Annotated in this window: 11 protein-coding genes; 3 read left to right on the forward strand and 8 right to left on the reverse strand. The window is 45.9% G+C overall.

Annotated features, from left to right (window positions below):
- Positions 1-110 precede the first annotated feature (110 nt).
- From GJV22_RS17390 to GJV22_RS17415, 6 genes are all read right to left on the reverse strand, one after another.
- Positions 111-686, reverse strand: coding sequence for a CDP-alcohol phosphatidyltransferase family protein (locus GJV22_RS17390; RefSeq protein WP_163716819.1), 576 nt, complete (start codon positions 684-686; stop codon positions 111-113).
- Between the two features lie 192 nt (positions 687-878).
- Positions 879-3,044, reverse strand: coding sequence for a TonB-dependent receptor (locus GJV22_RS17395; protein WP_163716821.1), 2,166 nt, complete (start codon positions 3,042-3,044; stop codon positions 879-881).
- 62 nt (positions 3,045-3,106) lie between these two features.
- A complete protein-coding gene (locus GJV22_RS17400) occupies positions 3,107-3,517 on the reverse strand; it encodes a Fur family transcriptional regulator (protein ID WP_163716824.1) in 411 nt (136 codons plus the stop codon).
- 100 nt (positions 3,518-3,617) lie between these two features.
- Positions 3,618-4,628, reverse strand: a complete 1,011-nt coding sequence (locus GJV22_RS17405; RefSeq protein ID WP_163716827.1) for a glycoside hydrolase family 43 protein — start codon at positions 4,626-4,628, stop codon at positions 3,618-3,620.
- Positions 4,629-4,670: 42 nt separating this feature from the next.
- Positions 4,671-6,083: an alpha/beta hydrolase family protein gene (locus GJV22_RS17410; protein WP_163716829.1), complete on the reverse strand. Its 1,413-nt coding sequence runs from the start codon at positions 6,081-6,083 to the stop codon at positions 4,671-4,673.
- A gap of 58 nt (positions 6,084-6,141) precedes the next feature.
- On the reverse strand, positions 6,142-7,461 hold the full coding sequence (locus GJV22_RS17415; RefSeq protein ID WP_163716831.1) for a serine hydrolase domain-containing protein: 1,320 nt from the start codon (positions 7,459-7,461) through the stop codon (positions 6,142-6,144).
- Positions 7,462-7,977: 516 nt separating this feature from the next.
- On the opposite strand from GJV22_RS17415, the gene GJV22_RS17420 reads away from it, so the two are divergent.
- Entirely contained in the window at positions 7,978-8,343 is a 366-nt protein-coding gene (locus GJV22_RS17420) for a helix-turn-helix domain-containing protein (protein ID WP_163716836.1), read from the forward strand.
- Positions 8,344-8,507: 164 nt separating this feature from the next.
- Entirely contained in the window at positions 8,508-9,380 is an 873-nt protein-coding gene (locus GJV22_RS17425; protein WP_163716837.1) for a Cbp1 family collagen-binding glycoprotein adhesin, read from the forward strand.
- A gap of 58 nt (positions 9,381-9,438) precedes the next feature.
- Here GJV22_RS17425 and GJV22_RS17430 read toward each other — a convergent pair whose 3' ends face one another.
- Positions 9,439-10,782: a dihydroorotase gene (locus GJV22_RS17430; RefSeq protein ID WP_163716840.1), complete on the reverse strand. Its 1,344-nt coding sequence runs from the start codon at positions 10,780-10,782 to the stop codon at positions 9,439-9,441.
- Positions 10,783-10,885: 103 nt separating this feature from the next.
- A complete protein-coding gene (locus GJV22_RS17435; protein WP_163716844.1) occupies positions 10,886-11,635 on the reverse strand; it encodes a polyprenol monophosphomannose synthase in 750 nt (249 codons plus the stop codon).
- 222 nt (positions 11,636-11,857) lie between these two features.
- On the opposite strand from GJV22_RS17435, the gene GJV22_RS17440 reads away from it, so the two are divergent.
- On the forward strand, positions 11,858-13,420 hold the full coding sequence (locus GJV22_RS17440; protein ID WP_163716847.1) for a sigma-54 interaction domain-containing protein: 1,563 nt from the start codon (positions 11,858-11,860) through the stop codon (positions 13,418-13,420).
- The last annotated feature ends 23 nt before the right edge of the window (positions 13,421-13,443 follow it).

The raw sequence follows: 13,443 nt of genomic DNA on the forward strand, positions 1-13,443 counted from the left end.
CTGTAAATAACAACAGTAGTTATCTGGGTTTAATTGTTTTGTAGTAGTGAAAGGTTGCTCTCCGGGGCAGCCTTTTTGCATGATTTCCCCCCAACGCTATTCCCTTTCGGTTATAATCGTTGGTTCCTCAATACCCAATAAAGTCCCTTTTGATTCGATTTCATTTCAGAGAGAAATAGCTGAACCAGGATGTTCTCCAGAGATGATAGGATTCCCCACCACAACGTGAAATAGTAAAAGGCCGGGAAAAAGCCGATTGTAAACAGCACAAGAAAGAACCCGCCTTGAATATAGCCACCTATTTTCCAGGAATAAAGGTGCAAACTTGACACCCGTTTGAATTTTATCAGAGACAAAATATCTGTCGAGAAAAACAGGACAATTAAAACGATGAAGCTGGTCATATAAGGATTAAATTCCTGCATCTTGAAGACAAATATGCCGGTGACCGCAAGAATATAGGTTCCTACATCTGCGATTGAATCGAGTCGGGCTCCGATTTCGGTCTTTTGGTTGAACGTGCGGGCGATGAAACCGTCGAGCGCATCGGTTACAAGGTTGATCACGAGAAACACGACAAAGAGGCGTTCGTCGTGGTGTAAGGCCAGGTATAATACAAAAGGAAACGAAGCCAACCGGTAAAACGACAGGACATTCGGTACGGTCAGCAGTTTTTTGTCGATCATAGGGGGAGATTTAGTTAATAAACCGGTAACGAGAAAACCCGCTCAAAAGTTACCTCCGGAAAGTGTACTGCAGCCATAAAAAAGAGACAGCTCCTTAAACGAGGAGCCCGATCACCGGAATGAGGCCATTGGCCACTCCGGTTTTAAGCTCAGGAAAGAGTCGGTTTTAGCGGCTCTTTCCTGAGCCTGCTTTTACAACAATCGAATCCGCACACCGCCATTAACGACAAAACCATCTGTTGGTGCCCAGATGTCGGGAAACACCGGGTTATTGTACGGAGGCAAAACCAACGGCTCGAAATCGGTCTGCTTGGTGTCGCCAAAGTTTTCAAAATTCAGGAAGACTGAGAACTTCTCAAAATGGCGCATGACCATAAATCCCATGACCCAATAGTTTGGTTTGCGGTCGTAAGCTTCGTCGTACTGCCAGCCGGTGTAGTAAAGCTCATAGCCAATCGACCATTTTTCTTCCTGATCAAACATCAAAACCGCCCCGGCGCTGTGCTTGGGAGTCAATGGCTTCTGGTTGTTCAGGTTGTCGTATTTCAGCTTTGTATTGTTTAGCGCGTAATTCACAAACAGCTTGAAGTCGCTGTAAGTGAACTTCAGGTTCGTTTCGAAACCCGAGCTCAGGATATTACCATCGGCATTTTCAAAATAAGAATCGTTGTTGGTGCCATCGCGCAGTACCAGTGCGTCCTTTAGCTGGGTGGCAAAAAACAATTGGTTAATCGAGAAGGTCAGTTTATCGAAGAACGCGGTGCGGTAGTTCAGGTCGAAGTTTCCGCCAATCGACCGTTCTGCTTTGGCGTTCTCGTTATTCAATAGTTGAATATTCCGGTAATACAAACGCTCGGCATCCTCGGTGAAAATGGTTGGCAGCTTGTAACCCAACGCACCTCCAAGTCGCATGGTCAGTTTGTCCGTCGCTTTATAAAGCAGCGAGGCTCGTGGCAACACAAACGATCCGAAATCGAAATCATAGTCGTAGCGGAGTCCACTCTCGAGGGCTGTCTTTTCATTGAAATCGGTGGTGTTTTGCACGAACGCACCCACGGTGTTATGGGTGTAACTTCGATCCTCATTATTGCCCAGCAGGTCCTCGTCAAACTGCTCGAAATAGTGGTTGGCTCCCAATTGCCAATCCGAATCTTCACCTTTCCGCAGGGTGTACAAGAGCTCGGTAAATCCCGAAAGTTGATTGCCTTTAAATTGGTAATCCGGAATCTGCAGGTCGCGATCGAAATAAGTCACGCTGTTTTTTAGGCTGAAGCTGCTTTTGTCTTTTTGGTTGAGGAACTGGAACTGCGTTGAGAAACGCTTCGACTCGTTGGCTTCGGTAAACACATGATCAGTGTCCGGGTTTTCTTTGATTACCTGCATGTCGCCACCGGTGCGGTCGTCCACGTTGGCATTCACCCCAAACTGGATCGTTGCATTTGGATTCAGGTAGAAATAAAGTTTCGGATTCAGACTGAATGACTTGGCTTTGGGAATATTGGAGAACCCATCCTCATCGGCATCATAAGCCGACTGCCGGCTGGCAGAACCGTAAACGGAGACACCGATGTGGTCAAACTTTTGCGCATAAAACAAATTCCCGGTTGTTCCTTTGGCATTGGTCTGGTTAATCATTACTGACAGATCAGCTTTCTCTTCCGGCTGAATAGAGATCAGGTTAACCAATCCGGCAATGGCGCCACCGCCATATAAGGTCGAATTACTTCCTTTGATCAACTCAACCTGCCTTAAATCCAAGGGGGGAATTTGCATGATCGACAAGCCACCCGCAAAACCTCCGTAAAGCGGAAAGCCGTCTTTCAGGATTTGTGTGTAGCGACCATCAAGTCCCTGAATCCGGATACTCATGTTCCCCGAACTTAAAGAGGTTTGTTGCATTTGCACACCGGTTGTTTCGCTGAGCAGCATGCCAATGTTACTCGAATTCATCGCTGCCTTTTCACCCAGCTCTTCGCCGGTAATGGCTTCAATTCGTGTCGGGATATCTTCGATGGTCCGGGACGATCGGGTGGAGGCAATCACCACTTCTTCGATTTCTTCACCTTCTTCCAGTTCAACTTCGAAGGTGTGGCCATTGTCGGCCGGAAAATGAAGAACCAGCTGTTGCGCTTCGTAACCGATAAAGCTGATTTCAACCGTCGTCTTGCCGTCCGGAAGATTGTTCAGTTGTGCTTTCCCCGATTCATCGGTTACGGTTCCGGTTGTTGTTCCTTTCAACACAATGTTGGCCCCGACGAGCGGATTCTCATCTTCGTCGCTAACAATAAAGTTGACGGTATTTTGGGCGTACGAAGCCAAAGAGGCTAAAATGGCCAGTACAAGCAAGAGTTTTCTCATAGATGGTTGTTTAATTGAAGGGCTAAAAATACGACGAATTGAAATGCAACAGGATTGCAAATTTACCGGCAATCGGCGCAAATCCCTTTGATCACGTAATTGGCGCTTTCAAAATTGAAGCCTTCCGGTAAAACCGGTTGCTCAATCAGGTGGTCTTTTAAACAGGTTGTTTGTCCGCATTTCGTGCAGTAGAAATGGGCATGCAGATCGCCCAGGTTACAGGAACAGCCTTCGCTGCACAAAGCGAATTTCGTTGCACCGGTTCCGTCATCAATTTTGTGGATGATGCAATTTTCCTGGAAGGTTTTCAATGTTCGGAAGACGGTCGACCGGTCGACATGACCGAGTTGTTGTTCAATCTCGAGCAGGCTGATCGCTTGCGGATTGTTGCGCAGAATATCCAGTACCAACTGCCGCATGGCAGTGGGCTTTATATTTTTTTGTTCCAGTAGTTCGGCTGCTGATCCTAGCATAAATAAAAACAATTAGGCGGTCATGTTCATTAAGAACACGGCTTCTCTGCAGATTGTTCCCTTTGTTTACAGGAAACAAAAATAACGAGGCTTCGAAAGGCTAGGGGATAAACGGTTTTCCAAGAATCAGCTTATCTCCCGACAGGTCCACTTCGAACAAATGGGGAACACGGTGATAGCGGCCATCGATCTCCTTGTGACTGTGGATGCACATCAGTAATTTGCCATCAAGGGTTTTGAAAAGCATGCCGTGTCCATAATTGGGCGGTGTGATTGGTTCCGGCTCCTGAATCCAGGGACCATCCAGTGTTCCGCTTTCCGAGTAAGCTACTCCTTGTGTGTACACATCGTAAATCCAACTGGTCCAGATCATCCCCAGACGACCGGTTCCGGTGTGAAATAGAAAGGGCCCGTCGGTTACCTTGTTAGGCTTGTCGTTGCCATCGGCATCTTTTTCGCGGCTCCAGGGCGAATCGCTCGCACGGAACAACAGTTTTCCTTTGCCAACCGATCCGCTTAAATCAGGTTTCAGTTCAATTTTCTCAATGGTACCGTTCCCGTTTTGCAGCCACTCGTAACAATACACCATGTACGGTTTGCCATCGGTGTCGACCCAAAAAGTGCCGTCGAGGGTTGGTTTGTCGGCTGGCAAATAAATGGAATCAGCCATTGGCACATACGGACCATCGGGCTTGTCGCTCACCAGGATGTGGCTGGCCCGCCGTTCGATGACATTTCCGGCAACAGTATCAATCGTCACGGCCCGATTGGTGAAGGTGGCGAAGTAATAATAGTTGTCGTTGTACCGGTGAAGTTCCGCTGCCCAGATCATGGGCTTGGGACCCATCCACGAGGTGGAGTCGGTTTGCGTGACGATGAAAGGACCTTCCCATTTTTTCAAGTCCTTACTTTTCCACATTCGGCCACCGGTTCCGGTCATGTAGTAGCTTTGGCTTGCCGAGTCGGCTAAGATAAAGGGATCGCTTAGCCGGATTGAATCCAGCGAGGTGAATTTCGTATCGTCGGTTGAGGCTGGTTTCTTCGATGTTCCGCAGCTTGCAACGATGATTGCTGCAAAAAAGGCGGCTATAAATGATTTGAATGGACTCATGAATTTAAATTGTTTTCAGTTTTTAATGAAGTCGTTTTTTGCTTAATCCTCTTTCCGGTTGCTTAACGCCGGCGGAACCAAATGTTGTTTGAAAAACGCGTATAGTGCGGTTAAGGAGGCTTCTGTTTGCGGAATGGCGTGACCGGTTCCGTAGTCGATCAGGCTGGAAGTGGGAACGCCCAGCGAGTCAAGTTTGGCTTTCAGATGTGCCACCTGGTCCTGGTAGTAAATTTCATCGTCCGTATTATAGAAGAACAGCACCGGCGCAGTAGCCGATGTCTCAACAAGATATTCAGAACCCATGGTTTTCCAGTGTTGGTAGTTGTCTGCGAGTGGACCCCAAACCCACGGGCAACGGGCTTCCATGTTTTTGTCTCCATCGTCGCTGGCATCATAGATTAAGGTATAGTCGAAAACGCCCGGACCGAGCGCAGCTGCCTGTACATCGTCGGAAGTACCAATATTGAAGCCCGCATTTTCAAACTGGGGAACAGTACGGTCGCCAATAGCCATTGAACCGGCAGTCGATCCGCGGGAGAAACCAAAAATGCCGATCTTTCCGGAGAGCCCCAGCTGGTCGCCCCAAACACGTAACGTACGAATAGCTGACTTTACCTTTTGAGCAGCATCAGGGTTGGTTTCGTACGATTTGTAGGCATCGTTCGGACCATCCTTCGGCTTGCCTTTTCCCCACGAACAATATTTGGGATGATCGGCAATGGCCCAGGCAATTCCATTTGCCGGTGCTCCTTCCAAAAACGAATCGTTGAACCCGGCCAGGGTATAATCCAGTTTCAACCGCTGATTCTGATTGGCTGCCGTGAGCATCTTTTTATCCGAGTCCCAGGTGGCATAGCTGTTACTGTACGAAAAGGACAAAATAACCGGCACGGCCACTGATGGGTTTGCCGGGTAAACAAGGTCCATGTACAAAGAGTCGCCAACAGTGTATTCGGCCGGCGTATTATAAACGGTTGGATCGTCTACAAAATAAGGAACGTCACGGGCCAGCCGGTAGCCTTCAAAAAGGACGTACGAGCGGTAATGCGAACAATCGCTGTACCCGCAAAATGATCCGGCGGCTATCGAGTCGTTAATGGCGATAATGTCTTTGTTGATCGTTGGCGCAATGGCTTTCGCATGATGGGCGTAATCCAATTCAATAACCCGATAGCCTTGTGAAAGCAGCCAGGCAACATCTTCGTCGTTACTGTTTTTCCCGATTTTCTCAAAGCCCAGGTTCTCCAGGTAGACAACCGTCATTGGATTGCCGTCATAATCGAGCGCCGGCGACTGCGCATCTGTTGCCGTAACGCGAATCTCTTCTCCGGTTGCTTCATTGGCCCGGTTCCCCGTTGAGGCCGTACAGGCAACCGGCAGGAACAGGACTAACATGAATGATCGAAGGCGGGAGATTAGTGGCTGTGACTTTTGTTGATTGGTCGAATTTTTCACGGTTTGTTTTTTTATTAGATTGCAGAATCAACAAAAATAAGAGATTTCACTGCTGTTCCTATTCTTTAGCGAAGTTAAACACACCACCGCCTTGTTTTAGAATCATTGTTTTTTCGGTCGGATTAAATTCCATAACCACGCCTGCCTGTGCAAACTCAAATTTATCTTTTGCCGTGGCTTCGAGCGGGAAGGAGGCTTGTCCGGTTGCCTGGGCAATCAGCTTATCGTCTTTTAGGCTGATGGTAATTTTCATCGGAAGTTGAGCGGAAGCATACACCCCGACATATTGATCCAGATCTTCCGCTTGAGCGTCGTAAGTTGTGAACACAGGCAGTTCAAAGGGCTTATTATAGGCGGCACTCAATACAGCGATCGAAATATCATTGTTGTTCATGCTGCTGCCGTTCGACGTTAAGGCATAAGAAACATTACCGTCGGGGAAGTGGGTGAAAAGCGAGGTAAATCCATCAATCCCTCCGGTGTGGCCAAATCCCTTTTTGTCGTAAAACGGAAACTGAAAGAGTCCAAAGCCGAAGCCATCGGTCATGGTTTCCATTTGTTCCAGGCTTTCGCTGGTGAGCAGTTTTCCACCAAACAAGGCATCGCTGAACCGGACCAAATCGCTTGGCGTCGAAACAATGCTGCCGGCCCCCATCGGAATAGACAGATCTGTTTCTTCTTCAAGCTTCCAGCCGTCGCCGGGCTTGTACGAGTAACACTCGTTGTTCGACGGATCTATTTTCCCGCCAAAGAAGGTGTTTGTCAGTCCGAGCGGTTTTGTAATGTATTTTGTCAGCAGATCAGCGTACGGTTCGCCATCGATTTTCTCGAGGATGTAGCTCAACAATACAAAATTGGAATTGCTGTAGGCCGCTTGCGATCCCGGTTCAAAATCACTGCCACCCTTTGCGATGATCTCCACCATTTCCGCTTCCGATTTGGCTTCGCTATTCCAATCCAGGTAGCTTTTTTCGTTGGTGAAATTGTGAATCCCGCTTCGGTGACTCAGCAAATAGCTGATCGTTATTTTGTTTGCATTCTCAATAGCCGGGAAGTAAGTCTCAATGGTCGCATCCAAATCCAATTTGTGGGCTTCCACCGTTTTCATCACCAAAACGGTTGTGAAGGTCTTCGAGATCGACCCGATGCGGTATTTCGAATCCGGATTTGCTTGAATCCCGTTTGACACATCCGCAAAACCAATGGCTTTGGTATACAGCAGTTGTCCATCTTTCGACAAGGCCACGCTCCCCATGAACTTGTTGTTCGCGTTAAGCACGTCAAAATACTGATCGAGCTTTGCTTTATCGAATTCCTGGGCAAATGCGAGTTGGCAGAGTAGTCCAACGACCAGGGTAAGTAGAATCTTGATTTTCATTTTGGTTTATTTTTTTGATCCTCAATTTACATAAACCTATCAAAAGATAGATCCCTGTTAATCTTATTTGTTTTCGATCTGAATAAAAGGATGGACGGATAGGGAAGACAGACGGTTTTACGGGAAGAGGATCTTTTTATAAGGAATAATTCTCCTTATATAGAGAATATAATTCCTATTATAGGGATTATTAGATATTTACTGGAGAATATTAATCATACATATATGAATAATAGGAAGGATTAAGAGAATAAACAGCATTTCAAACAGAGGATCAGGAATTTGTAAGAGAATAAATGGCATTTTTTGGAGACTATCCGGAATTTGCAAGAGAATAACAGGCATATATAGGAGATTAGACAGCCGATATTTGGGAGTATTCAGCATGTTCTTAAGAGGGTTAGGCTGAATTGAAGGCTTAGTTCTCCTGTTCTACAGCAGGATCGCTTCAAATTACGGGCAGACTCTTTCGTAAGAGTTGCTTGATTGCTGTAACTTGTTGAAAAAAGGAGAACCATGAAGCGACCGAATCAATTAAGCCATCAGACTATAGGGTTGATATCTGGTAAAATGGCCGAGCAGGGCCTGAATCAGACCCAGCTGGCCCGTAAAATGCAGCTTACGGCGAGTGCTGTGACCAAAATCGTCAATCAGGGACGGGCGGTAACTCTCGATCGACTGTTTAGTTTGTCGGTGGCCTTGCAATACAATTTCTTCGAAGAAATAAGTCGGCAGCAAGAATTGCAGAACCTGGAAGGACCGCCCGCGGGGCAGCACGTGAGCAGCTTACAACAACAAGTGACCGAGCTGAGTGAACGCATACACGACCTGGAAGTGGAAAACCGGACGTTGCTGGCCGTTTTACAGCAGTCGAAAGGATAGGCGCGTTTTTAACGGTTTGGCGGGGCGCATCCACTGGGTTTCCTGTTGTTTTTTTGCGACAGCCGGAACTTTCAAGTTTCTGCGCTTCCGAAAATTCCGGGCTTGCGCGTGCCAAAGTCCCGAAAAGCCCTTAACTTTGATAGAAAATTAATCAGCTATACGTTATGAGAAAGCTTATCTATTTATGTGCACTTGTTTTGACCATCGTTTCTTGTCAGCAAGGTAAAATCAAGCAAATGCAGGCCACCCAGGATAGCCTGGCGCAAGCTGCTGTTGAAAAAGATTCTGCTATCGTCAACTTCGTTTCTGCGATGACTGCCATCCAGGATAACCTGGATTCAATCAAACAGATGGAAGATATTGTTCGCATTGAATCGGCTAAGGTCAGCGAGGGAAAACCCAGCGACAAAGATCACATTCTGAGCGATATTGAAATTATTCATCAGCTCATGATCGAGAATAAAGAGCTGATTAATAAACTGCAGAAACAGTTGGGAAGTTCCAATGCCAAAGTTGCCCAGTTGCAAAAGGCCATTGTGGTTTTGAACCGGCAAATTGAGCAAAAAGACGCGGACATTGCCGAGCTTAATACGCAAGTTGAGCAGTTACACCTGGATATTACAGGACTGAACACCCGCATTGATGAAATGACTGCAGAGGGCTTGCGTAAGGATGAAGTGTTGCAGGAAAAAACATCGACCATCGAATCGCAAACGATTGCCATTAATACGGCATTCTATGCTTTTGGCAGTCAAAAAGAATTGATTGAAAATGATTTGGTGGAGAAAGCCGGTGGCTTTTTAGGCATTGGTAAAAGCTTGAAAATGAAAGAGGATTTCAATCGGGCTTATTTCACAGAGATTGATATCCGCGAATTTTCGAGCCTGGAATTGCACGCTAAAAAGGCAAAACTGGTGACTACTCATCCGGCTGGATCGTACCATTTTGAAGGAGAAGATGTCGTTGAATCGTTGGTGATTGACGATCCACAGGAGTTTTGGAGAACATCTAAATTCCTGATTGTTGTTGTGGATTAAACAGACAAGCTGTTAAAATAAAAAGTCCGCTATTCGGTTCGAGTAGCGGACTTTCTTTTTAGTACGTAAAGGCCAGGCGTTTGCCCCGAATATTGTCTTCAATGTGTCCCCGGTCGTAAGCCAGCTGACCATTGATAAATGTTTTTGATACTTGTGTCGTGAATTTGGTTCCTTCGAAAGGCGACCAGCCACATTTGTAAATGATGTTTTCCGGGCAAACAACCCATTCTTTTTGTGGGTTGACTAAAACCAGGTCGGCATAATAACCTTCGCGAATGTAGCCGCGGCGGTCGATCCGGAATAAGTCGGCCGGTGCATGGCACATTTTCTCAACAACCCGTTCAGCGGTGATCTTGCCTTGTTTGGCAAATTCTAGCATGGCTGTTACCGAATGTTGCACCAATGGTCCGCCGGATGGCGCTTTGAAGTAGGGATGCGATTTTTCGTCGAGCGTATGCGGCGCATGGTCTGTCGCAATCACATCAATTTTATCCAATAACAGGGCTTCCCATAAGGCTTTTTTATCGTCGGCCGATTTCACGGCAGGGTTCCACTTAATGCGGGTGCCGTAAGCAATGTAATCCTGCTCGTCGAACCACAAGTGGTGTACACAAACCTCGGCTGTAATCTTTTTATCTTTTACCGGTCCGGGTTGAAAGAGCGACATCTCATCAGCCGTAGAAATATGCAACACATGCAGCCGGGTATCGTACTTCGATGCCAGCTCAACAGCTTTCGACGATGATTTGAAACAAGCCTCGGCACTTCTGATTTTCGGGTGGCGCGAGATCGGTACAATCTCGCCGTATTTCTGGCGGTAAATTTCAATGTTGCGTTTAATGATGGCTTCGTCTTCGCAGTGTGTTGCCACCAATGTTGGTGCATGTTTGAAAATTTCGGACAGTGTTTCCTGGTCATCTACCAGCATGTTCCCGGTTGATGAGCCCATGAAAACTTTAATTCCGCAAATTTTTGTCGGGTCGGTTTTCAATACTTCATCCAGGTTGTTGTTGGTTGCTCCCATGTAGAAGGAATAGTTCACTGCGGAAACTTCGGCTGCGCGAACGTATTTTTTCTCCAGTTCCGCCTGGGTTGTTGCTTGCGGATTGGTGTTGGGCATTTCCATATATGAAGTTACACCACCGGCTAAAGCTGCCCGCGATTCAGTGGCAATTTCACCTTTGTGGGTCATGCCTGGTTCGCGAAAGTGAACCTGATCATCAATCGCTCCCGGAATCAACCAGCGTTCCTCTGCATCAATTAACTCGGCATGTTCCAGTTGAGATTCAGGAAGATCTCCCTTGAAAACTTTGGAGATGAATTCACCTTCAATAATAACTCCTCCCCGGAAACGCATCCCTTCGTTAATGACGATTGCGTTGTGGATGATGGTCTGCTTCATATAAGTTGGTTTTTATACATAATTACGATTAGAAAATCAAAAAGGCTACATTCCTGCAGCCTTAAGCAAATATTTTAGGTGTTTTGTTCACGAACTTGGTTGATTACGAAATTTTACTTTTCTGAGGCTCATAATGTTTGAACCAACTTCTGAGCTTCATTTTCAGAATACCCCAAAGTGCTTCGTTGAAAATACCACCGCTCATTTTAGAGCTTCCTTCCTGGCGATCGGTGAAAATAATGGGCACTTCAGTTAAGGTGAACCCATGTTTCCAGGCGGTAAATTTCATTTCTACCTGAAACCCGTATCCCTTCAGCCGAATATCATCCAGGTTGATCGATTCCAGCACTACCCGGCGGAAACATTTGAATCCGGCGGTGGTGTCCATGACCTTCATGCCGGTTACCATTCGCACATAAACCGATGCGAAATAAGACATCAGCACGCGGCCAAGAGGCCAGTTGATCACATTGATTCCTTTAATATAGCGGGAGCCAATAGCGACATCGGCACCTTCTTCTTCGCAGGCTTTGAGCAGTTTTTCCAGGTCTTCGGGATTATGCGAAAAGTCGCAATCCATCTCGAAAATATAGTCGGCGCCATGCTCCAATGCCCACTTAAAACCAGTTAAATAGGCGGTACCTAAACCTAATTTTCCTGGGCGTTGCAATAAATGAAGTTTATCCTTAAATTCAACCTGCAACTTTTTGACAATTTCAGCCGTTTTATCAGGTGAATTGTCATCAAGAACTAATATTTCGAAAGGGGTAGATAACGAGAAAACCTTGCGGATCATCCGTTCGATGTTTTCCTTTTCGTTATAGGTGGGAATGATTACCAGATTTACTTTCACGTGAAGTTTCCATTTTGTTCTATGCGAATTTAAACTTTTTGAGCATATCTGGATAAACGCATCGGAATATTTTTAGAGGTCTTGTTGTCGAAATGACAGGCATGGTGTTATGATATCGTTAAAATGATACCATAAAATGATTAGTAGTTTGCAGGGTGCATTATTCTTGTAAATTTTGTAACAAAAAGAAACCGAGATCAAATCTGTTTACGCGGGAGAAGTATGGAATTTAAATGCAAGAAAGCAGGAGATGAATGTTATGGCGTAAAGGAGCTAACCCTTTTGTCCGAAATCAGTCAACGGCTCATTCAGAGTAAGGAGCTTAAAAATGATTTGTCGGTAATTCTGGAACTTTTAGTGAAGAACCTGAACGCAGAACGAAGTTTTCTGACGATTTTCAACAGGCAAAATTCAACCATTTATATTGAAGCAGCGTATGGCTATAGTTCAGCGCAGCAGGCCAGGGGAAAATACGATTTAGGCGAAGGAATTATTGGACGTGTTGTTGAGTTAGCGAGACCGATTGTGGTCGACAAAATATCACAGTCAAGTTTGTTTCTGAACAAGACACAACAGGATTTAAAATCAAAAGACGGCGAGGAGTTAACTTATGTCTGTGTTCCGGTTATGGAAGAAGGACAGGTGACAGGTGCGCTAAGTATGATTCGATTGTACAATCCGTTTATTACCAAAACCGAGAACCTTTATTTGCTGTCGGTTATTGGTGGCCTTGTTTCACGTGTTGTCAGCTCCAAACAAGAACAAGTCGAAGAACTTGAGGTATTGCGTCAGAAAAATAAGGAATTGGAAAGTAAATTGAATGACGGACAGCGGCCAGTTAATATTGTCGGTAATTCGGGAAAAATGCGCGATGTGTATTCCCTTGTCAATATGGTAGCTGAAACGAATTCAACAGTATTAATACGGGGAGAGAGTGGTATTGGTAAAGAATTGATTGCCGATGCGATTCATTATTCCAGCAAACGCGCAAAAAATAGCTTTGTAAAAGTAAACTGTTCAGCGTTGCCCGATTCGTTGATTGAAAGCGAATTGTTTGGTCACGAAAAAGGTGCTTTTACCGGAGCTGATAGTCGTCGGAAAGGACGTTTTGAACTGGCCGATGGCGGCACAATATTCCTGGATGAAATCGGAGATATTCCGTTGTCGACCCAGGTTAAAATTTTGCGAATTCTGCAACAGCGGGAATTTGAGCGGCTTGGAGGAACTGAAACCATTAAAGTTGACGTTCGGATTGTTGCTGCTACGAACCGGAAACTTGAAGAAATGATTGAGAATGGGGAGTTCCGTGAAGACCTGTTCTACCGGATTAATGTATTCCCGCTATTTATTCCACCTTTGCGTGAGCGTCGTGATGACATTCCATTGTTGGTCGATCATTTTATCGAAAAATTCAATAAGCGCAACGGTACTGGAGTCAAGCGAATAACAACCAGTGCTCTGAATATGCTGATGGTTTATTCGTGGCCGGGTAACATCCGTGAATTGGAAAACTGTGTTGAGCGCGCCTGTATCCTGACAACTGACGATGTGATTCATTCCTATAATCTGCCACCATCATTGCAGACTGCAGACTCAACAAATACGCAGGCCAGAGGAGGATTAATGTATACCGTGGAACAAGTTGAGAAGCAGCTGATTCGGGAAGCATTGACTTCGACCAAAGGGAATATAGCGAAGGCTGCCGAGATATTGAAGGTTACCGAAAGAATGTTGGGGACAAGGGTGAAGAAATATGAAATTGATGCCTGGCGTTTCAAGGTTTGATGATGGGCGCTTTTCATCCCCTG

It is taken from the genome of Mangrovibacterium lignilyticum (assembly GCF_010882175.1).
GTDB classification, from domain to species: Bacteria; Bacteroidota; Bacteroidia; order Bacteroidales; family Prolixibacteraceae; genus Mangrovibacterium; species Mangrovibacterium lignilyticum.